The sequence below is a fragment of the Stenotrophomonas cyclobalanopsidis genome (genome assembly GCF_008710035.1).
GTDB lineage: Bacteria > Pseudomonadota > Gammaproteobacteria > Xanthomonadales > Xanthomonadaceae > Stenotrophomonas > Stenotrophomonas cyclobalanopsidis.
This window is the reverse complement of sequence record NZ_VYKI01000004.1, coordinates 109001-126372: the sequence shown is the minus strand read 5'-3', so window position 1 is coordinate 126372 and position 17372 is coordinate 109001. Positions and strand designations below refer to the sequence as shown.

The following is a 17372-nucleotide window of genomic DNA, read 5'->3' as shown; positions in this document are numbered from 1 at the left end:
ATTCCTTGGGATGGCGGGGTGGGTCCGGATGCGGGGGACGCCGTAAATCCGTCCATGGAGGCTCGGTCGCGCCATCCATGGCGCTCACGCCCCCGCAACCGGACCCACCCCGCCTTCGACAGTTGGCCGGTGGCCAGTAGATCCACGCCATGCGTGGATGAGGCGTAAACCTGTAGAGCCGAAGGCAGCGGCAGGAGCCGCAGCCAACGTCGCGTGCGACGGCCCGAAGGGTGCCGGTCAGGACGACCGGCATAGCCCATGCTCGGCTCTTTTTTTGCCTGCAATCTCCGGCACAATCGCTGGAAGACTTCCCCCAGAAAACGGTGAACGTGCAATGCGCATCCTGATTCTCGGCGCCGGTGGTACCGGCGGCTACTTCGGCGGCCGCCTCGCGCAGGCCGGCGTGGACGTGACCTTCCTGGTGCGCCCGGCGCGCGCGCGCCAGCTTGAACAGGACGGGCTGGTCATCCGCAGCCCGGCAGGCGATGCCAGCTTCCCGGTGCAGTACGTCACCGCCGAGGCGCTGCCGGCGCTGGCCGCCGCACAGCCCTTCGACCTGATCATCCTCAGCTGCAAGGCCTACGACCTGGACAGCTCGATCGATGCGATCGCACCGGCGGTGGGCGCCCACACCAGCGTGCTGCCCATCCTCAACGGCCTGCACCACTACGGCGCGCTGGATGCACGCTTCGGCCGCGAGGCCGTGCTCGGCGGCCTGTGCTTCATCAGCGCCACCAAGGTGCCCGATGGCGCGGTGCTGCACCTGGGCAAGCCGGCCAAGCTGACCTTTGGCGAGCGCGACGGCGGTGCGATCTCCGACCGCGTGCACGCCTTCGCCACTGCCTGTGCGCAGGCCAACCTGGACCACCTGGCCAGCGAGCAGATCGGCCAGGAACAGTGGATCAAGTACACCTTCCTGACCGCGCTTGCTGCGGCTACCTGCCTGCTGCACGCGGACATCGGCACGATCGTCGCCACCGATGATGGCGAGGCCATCGTGCGCGGACTGTACGACGAGTGCCTGGCCGTGGCCGAGGCGGCCGGTGAGCCGGTGCCGCAGGCCGCGCAGGACACCGCGCGCGGCACCCTGACCCAGGCCGGTTCTGCCCTGAAAGCCTCGATGCTGCGCGATCTGGAAGCCGGCCAGCAGGTGGAAGCCGCGCATATCGTCGGTGACATGCTGGTGCGCGCACGCACCGCCGGGCAGGAAGCACTGCTGCTGCAGGTGGCCTACAGCAGCCTGCAGGCCTACCAGGCGCAGCGCAGCGCGTGATGGCATCGCCCGCGCCACTGCCGTCGCCGGTGCTGATCCTCGGCATGGGCTGGAGTGGACGCGTGCTCGCCGCGCAGCTGCAGGCACGTGGCGTGCAGGTGACGGGTACGGTGCGCGATCCGTCGTCGACAGCCGACGATGGGCTGCGGCGGCACTGCCTGCATGCCGATGCCGGGCCGTCAGCGGCGTTGCTGGAGGCCGTCGCACAGGCGCAGGCGATACTGTGCAGCGTGCCGCCGGATGCGCAGGGCGATCCTGCACTGCGCCAGCTGCTGCCCGCGCTGCAGGCCAGCCCGGCGCTGCGCTGGGTGGGCTATCTATCCTCGACGTCGGTCTATGCCGATCGGGCCGGTGGCTGGGTGGACGAGAACAGCGAGGCCGATGCCAGCGAAACCGCCGGCGTGCAGCGCCGCTTGGCCGAGACGCAGTGGCGGGCCTTGGCCGACGTGCGTGGCATCGCCTCGGCAGTGTTCCGTCTGCCGGGGCTGTATGGCCCTGGCCGCAATGCGCTGCTGCAGTTGGCCGAAGGGCGCGCGCGCCACGTGGTGCGGCCCGGACTGGTGTTCAACCGCTTGCATGTGGAGGATCTGGCGGCGGTGGTCATGGCGGCGATGCGGCGGCCCACGCGTGATGGACTGTACCTGCCTGCCGATGACGCGCCGGCGCCACCGCAGGATGTGCTGGCATTTGCTGCGCAGCTGGGTGGGTTCACGCTGCCACCGGCCGTGGCCTGGGATGACCCGGCGGTGAGCGCAACGCTGCGGCGCTTCTACGCCAGCAACAAGCGCATCGACAGCCGCGGTACGCGCGAGGCGTTGGGGTGGGCGCCGACGTTTGCAACGTATCGGGAAGGGCTGGAGGAGCTGGCCGCTTCGCTCGCCGGGCATGGCCCGGCGCTACCGCGCGAACTCTGATTCCCACCGCTGCGCTCGCCGGGCATGGCCCGGCGCTACCGCCCTGCGGCCAACGCTCTTGTAGAGCCGAGCCCATGCTCGGCTTGCGGCAGCCGAGCATGGGCTCGGCTCTACTGGATCAACCCACGTCGGGCAGGCGGAAGAAGGTGCGCGTCGCGGCGGTGGCATTGGCTGCGGTCACGGCCACGTCTTCGCCACGGTCGCGGGCCAGTTCCTCGACGATGTGCGAGAGGAACATCGGTTCGTTGCGGCGGTCCTTCGGCATCGGCTTCAGGGTGCGCGGCAGCAGGTACGGCGCGTCGGTCTCGATCATCAGGCGGTTGGCCGGGATGTTCTTCACCAGCTCGCGCAGGTGCGCGCCACGACGCTCGTCGCACAGCCAACCGGTGATGCCGATGTACCAGTCCTGGTCCAGGTAATCGAACAGCTCGTCACGTTCGCCGGTGAAGCAATGCACCACCGCGGGGCCGAGGCGGCCTTCGAAATTCTTCATCTGCGCCATGAAATCGGCATGCGCATCGCGCTGGTGCAGGAACAGCGGCTTGCCATTGTCCGCGGCCAGCTGCAGCTGGCGCTCGAACGCGCGGTGCTGGGCCGGGCGCGGCGAGAAATCACGGAAGTAATCCAGCCCGCACTCGCCCACCGCCACCACTTCCGGGTGCGCATGCAGCGCGCGCATTTCGGCGTCGCACTCCTCGGTGTACTCCACCGCGTGGTGCGGGTGCACGCCAGCGGTGGCGTACAGGAAACCCGGGTGCTGCCGGGCCAGCTGCACGGCCAGCGGCGAGTGCTCGCGGCTGGCGCCGGTGATGACCATCTGCACCACGCCGGACTGCCGTGCGCGGTCCAGCACGGCGTCGCGGTCGCGGTCGAAGGAGTCGTGGGTCAGGTTGGCGCCGATATCGATCAGATGCATGAGGGCTACAGAACAGTATTCGTGCACATTGTAGCCCGCCGCCCCGGTGGTCATTCGGCGGGTCATCGCGCACGGCGGTCGTGGCGCTCCCAGCGCTCCGGCAGGTTGAGCGCAGCGCAGGGCTCGCACACCAGGTCCCCATTTCGTTGGCGGACGAACCGCATCCCTGCGTCGGGGCGCGCTGCGCAGGACTGGCGCGATCCACCACCGACCAACAGACGGAAGCCGTCTGGATCGTGGCACACGCTCAAGGTATTGAAGGTTGGCCCCATCCTGCTGCGCGCGAACTGGCCGAGGAAGATGAAAGCCTGGTCGCCGGAGAGCTCCAGCGAAGGAAAGTCCGGCGAACGCAGAATGCCCTGTTCGTAGGCACGCCGGACCGACGGTTCATCGCTCATGCCCTGCGGCAGGTAGCGCTGCTGAACGTCCGCGCCCAGCAGGCGCGCCATCGGGTGGGCAGTGTCGGACGGCGCGGCGCTGGCACTGTTGAACGTTGGCAGCAGCAGGAGTGAGGCAAGCAGGAAGCTGGGACGCATGGGCAGGCCGGAAGCAGGGCGCGCTACCAGAACACCCCCAACCTTGCAGGGTCAAGCCACATCGGCGCCGGGACGCTTATCCTTGGAGCATGAAACCAGCTGTTTTCCCGATCTACACGCTGCTTCCGCAGGTCCTGGACGCACTTCGACAGCACTCTCGATTGGTGCTGGAAGCGCCACCTGGCGCCGGCAAGACCACCCAGGTGCCGCTGGCCCTGCTCGATGCGCCGTGGCTGCAGGACCGGAAGATCATCCTGCTGGAGCCGCGCCGAGTGGCCGCACGCAGCGCCGCGTTGTTCATGGCGCGGCAGCTGGGCGAGGAGGTGGGCGGCACCGTCGGCTACCGCATCCGCTTCGAGAACAAGGTCTCGGCGCGTACCCGCATCGAGGTCGTCACCGAGGGCATCCTGACCCGCATGCTGCAGGACGACCCCATGCTGGAAACGGTCGGCGCGATCCTGTTCGATGAATTCCACGAGCGCCACCTCAGTGGCGATCTCGGCCTGGCCTTGGCGCTGGACGTGCAGTCGCAGCTGCGAGACGACCTGCGTCTGGTGGTGATGTCGGCCACGCTGGACGGCGAGCGCCTTGCCCGCTTCCTCGATGCGCCGCGCCTGAGCAGCGAAGGCCGCAGCTACCCGGTAGCGGTCAGCCATTTTCCGGCGCGCCGCGATGAGGCGCTGGAACTGCAGGTGCGCCGCGCGGTGCAGCAGGCACTGGCCGAGCATCCCGGCGACCTGCTGGTGTTCCTTCCCGGCCAGCGCGAGATCGCGCGCGTGCAGGCGGGCCTGCAGGAATCGCTGGATGGCAGCGTCGAGGTGCTGGCGCTGCACGGCGAGCTGCCGGTGGAACAGCAGGCACGCGTGCTGCAGGCCGCCAGTGATGGCCGCCGCCGCGTGGTGCTGGCCACCAACGTGGCCGAATCCTCGGTGACCCTGCCCGGCGTGCGCGTGGTGATCGACAGCGGCCAGGCGCGCGAGCCGCGCTACGACCCCAACAGCGGCTTCACCCGGCTGGACGTGGTGGCCATCGCCCACGCCTCGGCCGACCAGCGCGCCGGCCGTGCTGGACGCGTGGCCGAGGGCGTGGCGTGGCGGCTGTGGCCGCAGTCGCAGCGGCTGGAGCCGCAGCGGCGCGCCGAGATCGACCAGGTGGAACTGGCCGGGCTGGCACTGGAACTGGCGGCCTGGGGCAGCAGCGACCTGCGTTTCGTCGATCCACCGCCGTCCGGTCCGATGGCCGCCGCACGCGAACTGCTGCAGCGGCTGGGCGCACTGTCGGACACCGGCGCGATCACCGCACTCGGCCGCCGCGTACTGGCGCTGGGCACCCACCCGCGCATGGCGGCGATGCTGCTGGCCGCGCCCGATGCGCGCGCACAGGCGCTGGCCGCCGATCTGGCCGCGCTGCTGGAAGCACGCGATCCGCTGCGCCAGGGCGGTGATGCGCTGGCCGCACGCTGGCGTGCGCTGGCCGCGTTCCGCAATGGTCGTGCGCCGTCCGATGCCAACCGCAGTGGCCTCGCCGCCATCGATGCGGCCGCCAAGCAGTGGCGCCGACGCCTGCGCTGCGAGGCGACGCCACCCAGCAGCATCGAAGCGCATGAGCTGGGTGATCTGCTCGCCCACGCCTTCCCCGACCGCATCGGTTTCCAGCACCCCAGCGATCCGCTGCGCTACCTGCTGGCAAACGGCCGCAGCGCGCGCCTGCATGAACTGAGCGACCTGCGCGGCGAGCCGTGGCTGGTGGTCAGCGAGCTGCGCTATGAGGCACGCGATGCCCTGCTGCTGCGCGCCGCGCCGGTGGATGAAGACGCGTTGCGCGCGGCATGGCCGCAGCGCTTCATCACCGAGGACACCGTGCGCTGGGACAGCGAGCGCCGCGCCCTGGTGGCTCTGCGCGAGACGCGCTTCGATCGCATCGTGCTGGACAGTCGCTCGGCCGGCCGCGTCGACCCGCAGCATGCCGCGCAGGCGCTGACCGAGGCGGTGGCCGAGCTCGGTCTGTCCGCACTGCCGTGGACCGAGGGCCTGCGCCAATGGCAGGCGCGGGTGGAGTCGCTGCGCCGCTGGATGCCCGAACTCGGCCTGCCCGACTGCAGCGACGGCGCCCTGCTCGCCACGCGCGCGCAATGGCTGCAGCCGGCCTTTGCCGGCAAGACGCGGCTGGATGCCCTGGACGAGGGCAGCTTCGGTGAAGCACTGAAGTCGCTACTGGAATGGTCGGAGCGGCAGCTGGTGGAGCGCCATGCGCCGACCCGCATCACCGTGCCCTCGGGGCTGGAACGACCGATCAGCTATGCGCTGGACAGCGAGAGCGGCGAGCCGCTGCCGCCGGTGCTGGCGGTGAAGCTGCAGGAACTGTTCGGCTTGGCCGACACCCCGCGCATTGCCGATGGCCGCGAGCCGCTGACCCTGCACCTGCTATCGCCCGGTGGCCGCCCGCTCCAGGTCACCCAGGACCTGCGCAACTTCTGGGAAAACACCTACGCCGAGGTGAAGAAGGAAATGAAGGGCCGCTACCCGCGCCATCCATGGCCGGACGACCCGTGGACGGCGACGGCCACGCACCGGGCCAAACCGCGGGGAACCTGACGGATTCCGGTAGCGCCGGGCCATGCCCGGCGGCGCTGCAACAGATCCGCCGGGCATGAGATCCGCCGGGCATGGCGCGGCGCTACCGTGGTTTCCTGCCTGATCCTGAATGGACCCGGTAGCGTCACCTCATCGACGGCCCTGACTGACATACCGTTTACAGGCAGCACGACACACTGGACTTCGACCCGAGGCAAAGGACCCCACGCATGAGCAAGCTGACTGTTATCACCGACCGCGCCCTGGAGCGTGCCCTGGAACTGGCGCACAGCGCCGGCGACGGCCTGAAGAGCGCTGGTGGCAGCCTGCGCCATTTCGGCCCGCAGGCCAGCGACTGGATCAAGACCGGCGCCGCCGTGGGTGCGGTGAAGACCGGCAGCAAGGTCGCCACCAAGCTCGTGCGTCGCAACCCGGCCGTCGCCATCACCGCCGCTGCGGTGGGCGTGGGCCTGCTGGGCTACGCCCTGTACCGCAAGCAGCAGAAGAAGAAGGCCGCCAACGGCCAGGTCGTGAACGGGCAGGCCAAGCGCATCAACGCGCGTGACCGCCGCAACGACACGGTGGTGGATGAGCACAGCGACATCGGCAGCGATGCCTGAGATCGGCCTGTGGGTCGGATCCCTTCCGCGGGAAGGGCTCCGACCCTTTTCGTTTCTGCAGTCCTGCTCAGCCGATCTGCCGCCACTGTCCCGGCTGCAGGTCATCCAGCCTGTAGGGCCCCATCGACACGCGCACCAGGCGCAGGGTCGGCAGGTCCACCGCCGCGGTCATCCGCCGCACCTGGCGGTTGCGTCCCTCGCGGATCGTGATGGCCAGCCAGCTGTCCGGCACGGTCTTGCGGAAACGCACCGGCGGATCTCGCAGCCACAGCTCCGGCGCCGGATCGAGGCGTTCGATCTTCGCCGGTAGAGTCGCCCCGTCGTTCAGTACCACGCCACCGCGCAGCTGCTGCAGCTGCTCGTCGCTGGGCGTGCCTTCCACCTGCACCCAGTAGGTCTTGTCGGCCTTGTGCCGGGGGTCGGTCAGCTTGTGCGCCAGCGTGCCGTTGTCGGTCAGCAGCAGCAGGCCCTCACTGTCATGGTCGAGCCGGCCAGCGGCGTACACGCGCGGCGGCAGGCCGAAGCCGGCCAGCGTCGGCCGCGGCGGCACGCTGCGGTCGGTGAACTGGCAGAGCACGTTGAAGGGCTTGTTGAAGGCGATCAGCATTGCGGAAACGGCAGGCGGCGGGGTGATGCATTGTCCCACGCCGCGCTGCCCGCTCGCCGGGCGGGGCCCGGCGCGACCGGTTTACGGCTTCACGAACCGCAGGGTCATGCGGTCGCTTTCGCCGATGGCCTGGTACCTGGCGTCGTCGGCCTTGTCATGCTGGTTGGTCGGCGGCAGGGTCCAGACACCGTTCGGGTGGTCCTTGGTATCGCGCGGGTTGGCGCTGACCTCGCTGCGCGCGTCCAGCTTGAAACCTGCGGCCTCGGCCATGGCGATCACCTGCTGCTGGCCCACGTAGCCGGTGTCGTCATCATCGGCGACGTCGGCCGTGGCGCGGTGCTCGACCACGCCCAGCACGCCGCCCGGCTTCAGCACGTTGAAGAAGCCCTGGAACATGTCCTGCGCCTGGCCGGCCTTGCGCCAGTTGTGCACGTTGCGGAAGGTCAGCACCACATCGGCCGAACTGGCCGGGCCGAACACCGGCTTGGCCGGGTCGTAGCCGACCACGGCGGCCTTGTCGAACTGGGCCGGCGCACCTGCGAACTTCTTTTCCAGTCCGTCGCGGCTGCGCTGCTGGTAATCGCGGCCACGACCTTCCGGCACGGCCGCCGGATCGACCACGGCGGCGATGTAATGGCCCTTGTCACGCAGCAGCGGCGCCAGGATTTCCGAGTACCAGCCGTTGCCGGGGGTGATCTCGATGACGGTCTTTTCCGGTGCGACCTTGAAGAAGGCCAGCGACTGCGCCGGATGGCGGTAGTTGTCGCGTTTCACATTGGCGGGGTCGCGGGTCGATGCCTTCACTGCGGCATCGATGGCCGGCGAGACCTGGATCTTCGCCGGCGCCACCGTGGCCGGTGCAGCGAATGCGGGAACAGCAACGAGCAGGGCCGAGGCAAGCAGCAGGCGGCAGCTATGCAGGGAAGAGGCAGCGATCATCGGGGCGATTCCAGCGGAAGATGCGGCGAGACTAGCAGCCGCCGCGTGCAAGGCGTTCACAAAACGTTAGTCACGCGCCAGCGACGGAACACTGTTTTGTGTTCGACGCCGCAGCGCGGTCACACAGCGCGTTCTATGCTGCAGGACTACCCCCAAGGAGTCCGTGCCCATGACGGCAACCCGCGAACTGGGCCGTTCCGGCCTGCATGTACGTCCGCTCGCCTTCGGTGGCAACGTGTTTGGCTGGAGCGCCGATGAGAAGGCCAGCTTCGCCCTGCTCGATGCCTTCGTCGATGCCGGCTTCAACCTGGTCGACACCGCTGATGTCTATTCGGCCTGGGTGCCGGGCAACGAAGGCGGTGAATCGGAAACGCTGATCGGCAAATGGTTCGCGCGCAGCGGCAAGCGCGACAAGGTGGTGCTGGCGACCAAGGTGGCGAAGTGGGCCGAGCGCCCCGGCCTGACCCCGGACAACATCAACGCCGCGGTGGAAGATTCGCTGCGCCGCCTGCAGACCGATGTCATCGATCTGTACCAGGCCCACGAGGACGATGAATCCACGCCGCTGGAAGCGACGCTGGCTGCGTTTGGCCGGCTGATCGAAGCGGGCAAGGTGCGCGCCATCGGTGCGTCCAACTACAGCGCCACGCGCCTGGCCGATGCGCTGAAGGTGTCCACCGATTACAGGCTGCCGCGTTATGAAACCCTGCAGCCGGAGTACAACCTGTACGACCGCGCCGGTTACGAGAAGGAACTGGAACCGCTGGTGCAGCGCGAACAGATCGGCGTGATCGGTTACTACGCACTGGCCAGTGGTTTCCTCAGCGGCAAGTACCGCACGCCGGCCGATGCCAGCAAGAGCCCGGCGCGCGGCGAGAACGTGGTCAAGCGCTACCTGAACCCGCGTGGCCTGCGCATCCTGCAGGCGCTGGATGACGTGGCCAGCAAGCACAACGCCAGCGCCGCGCAGATCGCGCTGGCGTGGCAGATCGCACGGCCGTCGATCACCGCGCCGATCGTCAGCGCCACCAGCGTCGAGCAGCTGCACGACCTGCTGGCGGCCGCCAGTGTCGGCCTGAACGTGCAGGACATCGCCCAGCTGGACGCGGCCAGCGTCGAGGGTTGATGGCAGCATCCACGCATGGCGTGGATCTACTGCGGGGTCGGATCCCTTTCGCAGAAAGGGCTCTGACCCCAAGGGCGCCGACCAGGGTCGGCATCTACCAGAGCCGCTGGGCTCAACGCGGCACGCTGTCCTCGCCCACCAGCGCATGGTGCACGCCGATGCCCGCGCGCACGCCTTCGGCCATCGCCAGGGTGATGTTGCCGACCGTGGTCGCGTCGCCCGCGGCGTATACGTTCGCCACCGAGGTCTGCTTCATCATGTCGACCCCAAGCAGCACGCCCAGCGGGCTTTCCACCAGCGCGCAGCCGAGCTGCTGCACCAGTGGCGTGGCCATCTGCTGCATCGCCGGCACGAACAGCGCACGCTGGGCGATGCGGCGGCCATCGGCCAGTTCCACTTCCAGCCACGTCGGCTGTTCGCCCTGCACGCCCACCACCGGGGTGCTCTCGATCTGCACGCCGCGCTGCTGCATGGCGGCGTGCTCTTCATCGCTGATCGGCAGTCCCTGGCTGAAGAAGGTGACGTTGCCCCAGTCGGCGAACAGCGTCGCCTTGGCCGCCGACATCGGGTGGCCACCGAGCAGGCCAATGGCACCGCCGCCGACTTCGTAGCCGTGGCAGTACGGGCAGTGCAGCACGGTGCTGCCCCAGCGTTCGGCCAGGCCCGGCAGCTCGGGCAACCGGTCGGCAATGCCGGTGGCCAGCAGCAACTTGCGCGCGGCCAGCACCTGGCCATCGGCGGTACGCACCTCCACGCCCTCGACCGTGGATTGCGCGTGCACCACCTCACCCTGCAGCCAGCGCACGGTGGGGTAATCGAGCAGCTGCTGGCGCGCATTCTTCAGCAGCTCGGCGCCGCTGATGCCGTCCTGGCCGGGCACGCCGTGCGAGTGGCTGGCGGCGCGATTGCGCGGCAGGCCGCTGTCGATGATCGTGACCGGGCGGCGCGCGCGGGCCAGGATCAGGCCGGCGGCAATGCCGGCATAGCTGCCGCCGACGATGAGGACATCAGGATTCATGGTGACCTTCCAGGGAACGGTGATGGGCAAGATGGCGGGCGAAGTCGGCGCCCAGCTGGTCCAGGGTGATGGCCTGCAGGCGCGCTTCGAGCAGGCGCTGGGCCTCGCGCGCGCCGTCCTGCAGGGCCTGGTTGACCAGCTGCTGGATCGGGCAGCCACCGCCGTTGTCGCGCTGGCCGACCTGCACCAGCGGTGGCGCGCCGACCGCCAGGTAGATGTCGTGCAGGCTGATCTGCGCTGCGTTGCGCGCCAGCTGGCTGCCGCCACCGTGGCCGCGCGTGCTGCGCACCAGCCCGGCTTTGTGCATGTGCGCCAGCAGGCGGCGGATCACCACCGGGTGGGTCGGCAGGCAGGTCGCCAGTTGTTCGGAGGTGCGCGGGCCTTCCTGGCCGACCAGGTGGGCCATCACGTGCAGGGCGTCGGAGAGCGGGTTCGCGGATTTCATGTAACTACGATAGTTACATTTAAACCGTCTGTCGAGGGTCCACTTTCGTTCCATCTGGACACATTCGTCCTGTAAAACATTTCCTTCACCTCTCTAAACAAAACGATAACGTGACCAGATTGGCACTTCAGAGCCCTCAAGCAAGGTCGATACCGCATCGCACCCCTTCCAAGAATCCGCCCCATGAACGCCTCCTCCCGTGCGCCGCGGCTGCAGTCGAAGCTGCTTGGTGCTGTGTCCGTTGGCCTGGCCATCGTCCTGCTGTGCGCCCTCGCCGGCCTGGCATCGGCATGGCTGAAGCTGTCCACTGAAGCCCCCGCAGAGGTCGCCCACAGCCGCGATGCCGAGCGCCTGCAGCGCGAGTTCCGCGGGCAGGTGCAGGAATGGAAGAACGTGCTGCTGCGCGGCCACGACGAGGCGCTGCGCCAGCGCCACCTGCAGGCCTTCGATGACGAAGGAAAGCTGGTGGAGAAGCTGGCCACGGGCCTGGCCACCAGCCCCGATGCGCGCACCCGCGACATGGCGCAGGCCTTCAGCAGCCTGCACGCGCAGCTGCAGAAGGATTACCACGCCGCCCTGCAGGCGTTTGCCGAGGCCGGCTACGACCCGTCCGCCGGCGACAGCCTGGTGCGCGGCAAGGATCGACCGGTGGCCGCGGCGCTGGATGCACTGGGCACGCACGCCGCCGAGGTGGCCGAGGCCGCCGTCAGCGCGCGCTCGCATCAAGCACGCCGCACCCTGGTGGTGTGCGCGGTGCTGACCATCGCCGCGGCGATGCTGCTGCTGCTCGGCCTGGGCTGGTGGCTGCGGCGTGCGGTGGTGCAGCCGGTGCTGGCGGTGGAAGCGGCCGCGCGCGCAGTGGCCGCCGGCGATCTGGATCATGTGGTGCAGGTGCGAAGCCGCGATGAGATCGGCCGCCTGGCGCAGGCCATGCAGGCCGTGCAGGGCACCCTGCGCGACGTGCTCGCCGCGCAGGCGGCGATGGCTCAGGCGCATGATGCCGGCACCATCAGCCACCGCATGCAGGCCGGCGACTTCCCCGGCGCGTATGGACGCATGGTGGCCGACACCAACGCACTGGTCGACGCGCACATCCAGGTGAAGATGCGCGCGGTCAGCATCATCGGCCGCTACGCTGTAGGCGACCTGAGCGAGGATATGGAGGCGCTGCCGGGTGAGAAGGCGATCATTACCGACACACTGCACACCGCCAAGCAGAACCTTGGTGCCATCAACGGCGAGATCCGCCGTCTGGCCACGGCGGCGGCGGCAGGCGATTTCAGCCAACGCGGCGACAGCGCAAGCTTCGAGCATGATTTCCGCGCGATGGTCGATGGGTTGAATGAGCTCATGCACGCTGCCGATCACAATCTGGCCGAGGTCTCGACGATGCTGCGGGCGATTGCCGATGGTCGCCTGGGTGCGCGCATGCATGGCGATTTCCAGGGCGTGTTCGCGCGCATCGCCGGAGACGCAAATGCTACGGCAGCGCAGCTGGCGACGATTGTTACCGACATCAAGCACACCTCGGGCAGCATCCATTCGGCCGCCGCTGAAATTGCGGCTGGCAACAACGATCTGTCGCGCCGTACCGAACAGCAGGCAGCGAATCTGGAAGAGACCGCCGCATCGATGGAGGAATTGACCTCCACCGTGCGCCAGAACGCCGAGCACGCGCGCCAGGCCAACCAGCTGGCGATCGGCGCGCACGGCGTGGCCTCGCAGGGCGGTGAAGTGGTCGGCCAGGTGGTGGCGACCATGGGCGCGATCGAGGCGTCATCGCGGCAGATTGCGGCCATCATCAGCGTCATCGATGGCATCGCCTTCCAGACCAACATCCTCGCGTTGAACGCGGCGGTGGAAGCGGCACGTGCCGGTGAACAGGGTCGTGGCTTCGCGGTGGTTGCCAGCGAGGTGCGCACGCTGGCCCAGCGTTCGGCGGCCGCGGCCAAAGAGATCAAGACCCTGATCGAGGCGTCGGTGGAACAGGTCGGCCACGGCGCGCAGCGCGTGCGCCAGGCCGGTGACACGATGGCCGAGATCGTCGCCTCGGTGCAGCGGGTGACCGACATCATGGCCGAGATTTCCGCCGCCTCGCAGGAACAGAGCGCGGGCATCGAACAGGTCAGCCAGACCATCATCCAAATGGATGGCACCACCCAGCAGAACGCCGCGCTGGTGGAAGAAGCGAGTGCCGCCGCGCGCAGCCTGGAACAGCAGGCCGACCGCTTGATCGAAGCGGTGGATGTGTTTGATCTGTCGAGTGCGTCGACGACGAAGGATGCCTTCGCGCGCGCGGCATGAGAGACCGCCGGGCGTGGCCCGGCGCGACCATCGCGAGGGATCTGTAGAGCCGAGCCTACGCTCGGCTCATCTCAGCGCAGGTAATCGCCCTGTGCCATCCCCTCGCCCAGATGATCGAGGAACGAGCTGATGCGCGCCGACACCGCAGTGTTGCGGTAATACACTGCGTGGATCGGCTGGTAGACATCCAGCGTCTGCGCGGCCAGCACCGGCACCAGGGTGCCGGCAGCGCGGTCGCGGTCGGTGACGAAGTCGGACAAGCAGGTGATGCCCACGCCTTCCACCGCCAACCGGCGCAGGGTTTCGCCGCTGGAGACGGCGATATCCGGGCGCACCAGCAGCTGCCCGTCGGCATCGCCCGGCAGCGGCCAGCGGTTCAGTGATTCCGGTTCGTTGAAGCTGAGCAGCGTGTGCTGGCCGAGCGCGGCCACGCTGGCCGGTTCGCCGTGCGCGGCCAGATAGGCCGGGCTGGCCACCAGCTGCAGCCGGCAGCGCCCCAACGCGCGCGCGTGCAGGGTGGAATCGGCCAGCGGGCCGATGCGGATGGCCAGGTCGGTGCGCCGCTCCAGCAGGTCGATGTAGCGCTCGGAACTGTTCAGTTCCAGCTGCACCTCCGGGTAGCGCGCGCGGTAGCTGGCCACCAGCGGCGCGATCACGTGCAGCACGAAGGGCATGGCCGCGTCCACGCGCAGCCGCCCGGCGGGGCGCTCGCGGCGGGCCGCCATCTGTTCCTCGGCCGATTCCACCGCATCGATGATCGCCCGCGCGTGGCGCAGGTAAGCCTCGCCCTCGGCGGTCAGGTGCAGGCGGCGGGTGGTGCGGGTCAGCAGGGTGGTGCCCAGCTTCTCCTCCAGCCGGCCCAGTGCGCGGCTGACGCCCGAGGGGGTCTGCCCCAGCTGCTCGGCGGCGGCACTGATCGAGCCGCTGTCGATCACCGCCAGGAAGGCCTGCATTTCGTCGAGGGTGGTCTTCATGGCGCCAGTATTGACCGGCAGGCAAGAGTGATTGGCGTGAAGACCGGTTTTTCGGCAAAGGTGCGCCGCGCACACTGCGCGCCTTCCTTACCTTCGGAGCCTGCCATGACCCGTGGCATTCCCCTCGCCCTGCTGGCGCTGACCCTCGGCGCCTTCGCCATCGGCACCACCGAGTTCGTCATCGTCGGCCTGATCCCCACCATTGCCGCCGACCTGCACGTCAGCCTGCCCTCGGCCGGCCTGCTGGTCTCGTTGTATGCCCTGGGCGTGGCCATCGGCGCGCCGGTGCTGACCGCACTGACCGACCGCGTGCCGCGCAAGCAGCTGCTGGTCGCGCTGATGCTGATGTTCACCCTCGGCAACGTCATCGCCTGGATGGCACCGGGCTACACCTCGCTGATCGTCGCCCGCATCCTCACCGGCCTGGCCCATGGCGTGTTCTTCTCCATCGGCTCGATCATCGCCACCGCCGTGGTGCCGAAGGAAAAGGCCGCCAGCGCGATCGCCATCATGTTCACCGGCCTGACCGTGGCGCTGGTGACCGGCGTGCCGCTGGGCACCTTCATCGGCCAGCACCTGGGCTGGCGCGCGACCTTCCTGGCCGTGGCCGGGCTGGGCGTGGTGGCCCTGCTGGGTGCGCTGCTGTTCGTGCCGCGCAACGTGCCGCAGAGCCCGGCGGCCAGCTTCCGCCAGCAGCTGGGCGTACTGGCCCAGCCGCGTCTGCTGCTGGTGTATGCGATGACCGCGCTCGGCTATGGCGGTACGTTCCTGGCCTTCACCTACCTGGCGCCGATCCTGCAGGACGTCACCGGTTTCTCGGCCAATGCGGTCAGCCTGGTGCTGCTGGTGTACGGGGTGTCGGTGGCGATCGGCAACCTGTGGGGCGGCCGCCTGGCCGACCGAATGGGCCCCGTTCCAGCGCTCAAGCGCATCTTCGCGCTGCTGGCCATGGTGCTGTTCGTGCTCACCTTCACCGCCTACAACGCCTGGCTGATGCTGCTGACCGTGCTGGCCCTGGGCGCGGTGGCGTTCGGCAACGTGCCGGGCCTGCAGGTGTACGTGGTCAAGCAGGCGCAGCGCTATGCGCCGCAGGCCACTGATGTGGCCTCGGGCCTGAACATCGCCGCGTTCAACATCGGCATCGCCCTGGGTGCCTCGCTGGGTGGCCTGGTGGTGGAGCACATCGGCCTGATGCACACGCCGTGGCTGGGCGCGCTGGTCGTCGTGCTGGCCTACGCACTGACCGTGCTCAGCGGCCGCCTGGACCGCCGCGATGGCGTCGACCATCGCGCAGAGGGCATCGCCATTGCTGCCCACTGACCGGCAACGCAATGCACCGTTGCCGGCATGCACACGGTCCCTGACCTACCCTTCCTGTTCACTCCTTTCCCCCCGTTGGAGCTTCCATGACTGTCCCCGCCTTTGGTCTTGGCACCTTCCGCCTGAAAGACCAGACCGTGATCGATTCCGTCCGCAATGCGCTGGACGTCGGCTACCGCGCCATCGATACCGCGCAGATCTACGGCAACGAAGCCGAGGTCGGCCAGGCCATCGCCGAATCCGGCGTGCCGCGCGACGAGATTTACCTGACCACCAAGGTGTGGATCACCGAGTTCAAGCGCGATGCGCTGCTGGCCAGCCTGCGTACCAGCCTGGAAAAGCTGCGCACCGATCACGTTGACCTGGCCCTGATCCACTGGCCCTCGCCGAATGAGAAGGTGGACGTGCCGATGGAGGAATACCTGCCGGCGCTGGCCGAGGCCAAGGCACAGGGCCTGACCCGCGAGATCGGCATCTCCAACTTCACCATCGCGCAGACCCGCAAGGCGATCGAGATCCTCGGTGCCGATGCCATCGCCACCAACCAGATCGAGATCCACCCGTACCTGCAGAACCGCCTGCTGGTGAAGTTCCTGCAGGACAACGGCATCGGCATCACCGCCTACATGAGCCTGGCTTACGGCGAAGTGCTGAAGGATCCGGTGATCCAGGCCATCGCCGGCCGCCACCAGGCCACCCCGGCGCAGGTCGCACTGGCCTGGGCACTGCAGCAGGGCTTTGCGGTCATCCCGTCCTCGACCAAGCGCGAGAACCTGGCCGGCAACCTGGAAGCGGCGGCGATCCGCCTGACCGACGACGACATGGCGCAGATCGCCAAGCTTGATCGTGGCCAGCGTCTGGCCAACCCGGAAGGCATCGCCCCGGCCTGGGATTGAGGAACGGCCGCCGGGCATGGCCCGGCGCTACCGGATGACGGTGGGTAGCGCCGGGCCAAGCCCGGCGGATCCAACAGGCCAGCAAAAGCCACCCACGCATCGCCGCACTCACCTCATTCGGCTTTTCCATCGGTGCCAGGTGCCCGCAGTCGGGCACCACCACCAGCTGCGAATGCGGCACCAGCGCGTGCATTTCCTTGCTCACCGCCAGCGGCGTGATGCGGTCGTTCGCACCGCACACGATCAGCAGCGGATCGCGATAGGCGGCCAGCACGTCATGGCCGTCGCGGCGTTCCAGCCCGCTCTGGCGCAGGAACACTTCCGCGCCCAACCGTGCGGTCATGTCGCGCACCCGCTGCACCAGCACGTAGTCGTCCAGCCGTGACGCATCGATGTAGCTGCGCATCAGCGCATCACCGAAACCATGGAACCTGCCGGGCAGGCGCACGCTGGCACGCTGGCTGCGGCGCTGTTCGGCGCGCTCGGGGGAATCGGCGTGGATCGTGGTGTCGACCAGCGCCAGCTGCAGCACCCGCTCGGGCGCGGTGCGCAGGATCTGCTGGGCGACGAAGCCGCCCAGCGAGAAACCGGCCAGGGCGAAGCGCTCGGGCGCCTGGGCCAGCACGTCGTCCGCCACCGCCTGCAGGGTCTCGCCACGGGTCTGGTCGCCCACGGTGCAGTCGGCGATGTCGGCCAGATCGGCCAGTTGCGCGCGCCACAGCTCGGCGTCGTTGAGCAGGCCGGGGAGCAGCAGCAGGGGGATGCGATCGGTCATGGGGGTATTGTCGCGCGGCGGGGTGGGTGCGGCCATGCCGTAACGGGCGATTACGCGGTAGAGTCGAGGGGGGGGGGGCGGGGGTGGGGGGGGGGGGGGGGGGGGGCCGCGCGGGGCGGGGCGAGGCGCCGACGAG

15 protein-coding genes and 1 pseudogene are annotated in these 17372 nt (G+C 68.8%); 8 read left to right on the top strand and 8 right to left on the bottom strand.

The annotated features are described in order from the left end of the window. The first annotated feature begins 334 nt into the window (after positions 1-334). Both panE and FJU31_RS05035 read left to right on the top strand, forming a co-directional pair. Entirely contained in the window at positions 335-1273 is a 939-nt protein-coding gene (panE, locus tag FJU31_RS05040) for a 2-dehydropantoate 2-reductase (protein ID WP_150453759.1), read from the top strand. Further along, complete coding sequence (locus FJU31_RS05035) at positions 1273-2187, top strand: NAD-dependent epimerase/dehydratase family protein (protein ID WP_150453758.1); 915 nt, start codon at positions 1273-1275, stop codon at positions 2185-2187. The genes panE and FJU31_RS05035 overlap by 1 nt, the downstream gene beginning before the upstream one ends. 118 nt (positions 2188-2305) lie before the next feature. Here the strand turns inward: FJU31_RS05035 and FJU31_RS05030 are convergent, their stop codons facing one another. Then, the gene (locus FJU31_RS05030; RefSeq protein WP_150453757.1) at positions 2306-3103 is read right to left on the bottom strand and encodes a TatD family hydrolase; all 798 of its coding nucleotides are present in this window, start codon (positions 3101-3103) and stop codon (positions 2306-2308) included. 62 nt (positions 3104-3165) lie between these two features. Next, positions 3166-3639: a hypothetical protein gene (locus tag FJU31_RS05025; RefSeq protein ID WP_150453756.1), complete on the bottom strand. Its 474-nt coding sequence runs from the start codon at positions 3637-3639 to the stop codon at positions 3166-3168. An 89-nt stretch (positions 3640-3728) separates the two neighbouring features. Here FJU31_RS05025 and hrpB point away from each other — a divergent pair, with 89 nt between their 5' ends. Continuing rightward, positions 3729-6233, top strand: a complete 2505-nt coding sequence (hrpB, locus tag FJU31_RS05020) for an ATP-dependent helicase HrpB (RefSeq protein ID WP_150453755.1) — start codon at positions 3729-3731, stop codon at positions 6231-6233. 209 nt (positions 6234-6442) lie between these two features. Continuing rightward, positions 6443-6832, top strand: a complete 390-nt coding sequence (locus FJU31_RS05015) for a hypothetical protein (protein WP_150453754.1) — start codon at positions 6443-6445, stop codon at positions 6830-6832. A gap of 67 nt (positions 6833-6899) precedes the next feature. On the opposite strand, the gene FJU31_RS05010 is transcribed toward FJU31_RS05015, so the two are convergent. Beyond that, positions 6900-7439, bottom strand: coding sequence for a pseudouridine synthase (locus FJU31_RS05010; protein ID WP_150453753.1), 540 nt, complete (start codon positions 7437-7439; stop codon positions 6900-6902). 81 nt (positions 7440-7520) lie between these two features. Beyond that, positions 7521-8378 (bottom strand): class I SAM-dependent methyltransferase, encoded by an 858-nt coding sequence (locus tag FJU31_RS05005; RefSeq protein WP_150453752.1) that lies wholly within the window; start codon positions 8376-8378, stop codon positions 7521-7523. Between the two features lie 169 nt (positions 8379-8547). Here FJU31_RS05005 and FJU31_RS05000 point away from each other — a divergent pair, with 169 nt between their 5' ends. Continuing rightward, positions 8548-9504 carry an aldo/keto reductase gene (locus tag FJU31_RS05000; protein ID WP_150453751.1) on the top strand — a complete coding sequence of 319 codons (957 nt, stop codon included), beginning with the start codon at positions 8548-8550 and terminating at the stop codon, positions 9502-9504. 112 nt (positions 9505-9616) lie between these two features. On the opposite strand, the gene FJU31_RS04995 is transcribed toward FJU31_RS05000, so the two are convergent. Further along, positions 9617-10522, bottom strand: coding sequence for an NAD(P)/FAD-dependent oxidoreductase (locus FJU31_RS04995; RefSeq protein ID WP_150453750.1), 906 nt, complete (start codon positions 10520-10522; stop codon positions 9617-9619). Further along, positions 10512-10967, bottom strand: coding sequence for an Rrf2 family transcriptional regulator (locus FJU31_RS04990; RefSeq protein ID WP_150453749.1), 456 nt, complete (start codon positions 10965-10967; stop codon positions 10512-10514). The genes FJU31_RS04995 and FJU31_RS04990 overlap by 11 nt, the downstream gene beginning before the upstream one ends. 183 nt (positions 10968-11150) lie before the next feature. Here FJU31_RS04990 and FJU31_RS04985 point away from each other — a divergent pair, with 183 nt between their 5' ends. Next, positions 11151-13271 carry a methyl-accepting chemotaxis protein gene (locus FJU31_RS04985; protein WP_150453748.1) on the top strand — a complete coding sequence of 707 codons (2121 nt, stop codon included), beginning with the start codon at positions 11151-11153 and terminating at the stop codon, positions 13269-13271. 71 nt (positions 13272-13342) lie between these two features. Here FJU31_RS04985 and FJU31_RS04980 read toward each other — a convergent pair whose 3' ends face one another. Further along, a complete protein-coding gene (locus FJU31_RS04980; protein WP_150453747.1) occupies positions 13343-14245 on the bottom strand; it encodes a LysR family transcriptional regulator in 903 nt (300 codons plus the stop codon). 105 nt (positions 14246-14350) lie between these two features. Here FJU31_RS04980 and FJU31_RS04975 point away from each other — a divergent pair, with 105 nt between their 5' ends. Together FJU31_RS04975 and dkgB are read left to right on the top strand one after the other, a co-directional pair. Further along, on the top strand, positions 14351-15565 hold the full coding sequence (locus tag FJU31_RS04975) for an MFS transporter (protein ID WP_150453746.1): 1215 nt from the start codon (positions 14351-14353) through the stop codon (positions 15563-15565). 86 nt (positions 15566-15651) lie between these two features. Continuing rightward, complete coding sequence (gene dkgB / locus FJU31_RS04970) at positions 15652-16461, top strand: 2,5-didehydrogluconate reductase DkgB (protein WP_150453745.1); 810 nt, start codon at positions 15652-15654, stop codon at positions 16459-16461. Between the two features lie 82 nt (positions 16462-16543). On the opposite strand, the pseudogene FJU31_RS04965 reads toward dkgB, so the two are convergent. Continuing rightward, positions 16544-17236 (bottom strand): annotated as a pseudogene (locus FJU31_RS04965) (alpha/beta fold hydrolase); the annotation flags it as partial. Between the last annotated feature and the right edge of the window lie 136 nt (positions 17237-17372).

Bases quoted from the DNA above. Each gene is read 5' to 3' on its own strand.
- FJU31_RS04985 (WP_150453748.1), top strand. From the start codon at position 11,151: ATGAACGCCTCCTCCCGTGCGCCGCGGCTGCAGTCGAAGCTGCTTGGT.
- FJU31_RS04995 (WP_150453750.1), bottom strand. From the start codon at position 10,522: ATGAATCCTGATGTCCTCATCGTCGGCGGCAGCTATGCCGGCATTGCC.
- panE (WP_150453759.1), top strand. From the start codon at position 335: ATGCGCATCCTGATTCTCGGCGCCGGTGGTACCGGCGGCTACTTCGGC.
- dkgB (WP_150453745.1), top strand. From the start codon at position 15,652: ATGACTGTCCCCGCCTTTGGTCTTGGCACCTTCCGCCTGAAAGACCAG.
- FJU31_RS05015 (WP_150453754.1), top strand. From the start codon at position 6,443: ATGAGCAAGCTGACTGTTATCACCGACCGCGCCCTGGAGCGTGCCCTG.
- FJU31_RS05030 (WP_150453757.1), bottom strand. From the start codon at position 3,103: ATGCATCTGATCGATATCGGCGCCAACCTGACCCACGACTCCTTCGAC.
- FJU31_RS05010 (WP_150453753.1), bottom strand. From the start codon at position 7,439: ATGCTGATCGCCTTCAACAAGCCCTTCAACGTGCTCTGCCAGTTCACC.
- FJU31_RS05000 (WP_150453751.1), top strand. From the start codon at position 8,548: ATGACGGCAACCCGCGAACTGGGCCGTTCCGGCCTGCATGTACGTCCG.
- FJU31_RS05025 (WP_150453756.1), bottom strand. From the start codon at position 3,639: ATGCGTCCCAGCTTCCTGCTTGCCTCACTCCTGCTGCTGCCAACGTTC.
- FJU31_RS04990 (WP_150453749.1), bottom strand. From the start codon at position 10,967: ATGAAATCCGCGAACCCGCTCTCCGACGCCCTGCACGTGATGGCCCAC.
- hrpB (WP_150453755.1), top strand. From the start codon at position 3,729: ATGAAACCAGCTGTTTTCCCGATCTACACGCTGCTTCCGCAGGTCCTG.
- FJU31_RS05035 (WP_150453758.1), top strand. From the start codon at position 1,273: ATGGCATCGCCCGCGCCACTGCCGTCGCCGGTGCTGATCCTCGGCATG.
- FJU31_RS05005 (WP_150453752.1), bottom strand. From the start codon at position 8,378: ATGATCGCTGCCTCTTCCCTGCATAGCTGCCGCCTGCTGCTTGCCTCG.
- FJU31_RS04975 (WP_150453746.1), top strand. From the start codon at position 14,351: ATGACCCGTGGCATTCCCCTCGCCCTGCTGGCGCTGACCCTCGGCGCC.
- FJU31_RS04980 (WP_150453747.1), bottom strand. From the start codon at position 14,245: ATGAAGACCACCCTCGACGAAATGCAGGCCTTCCTGGCGGTGATCGAC.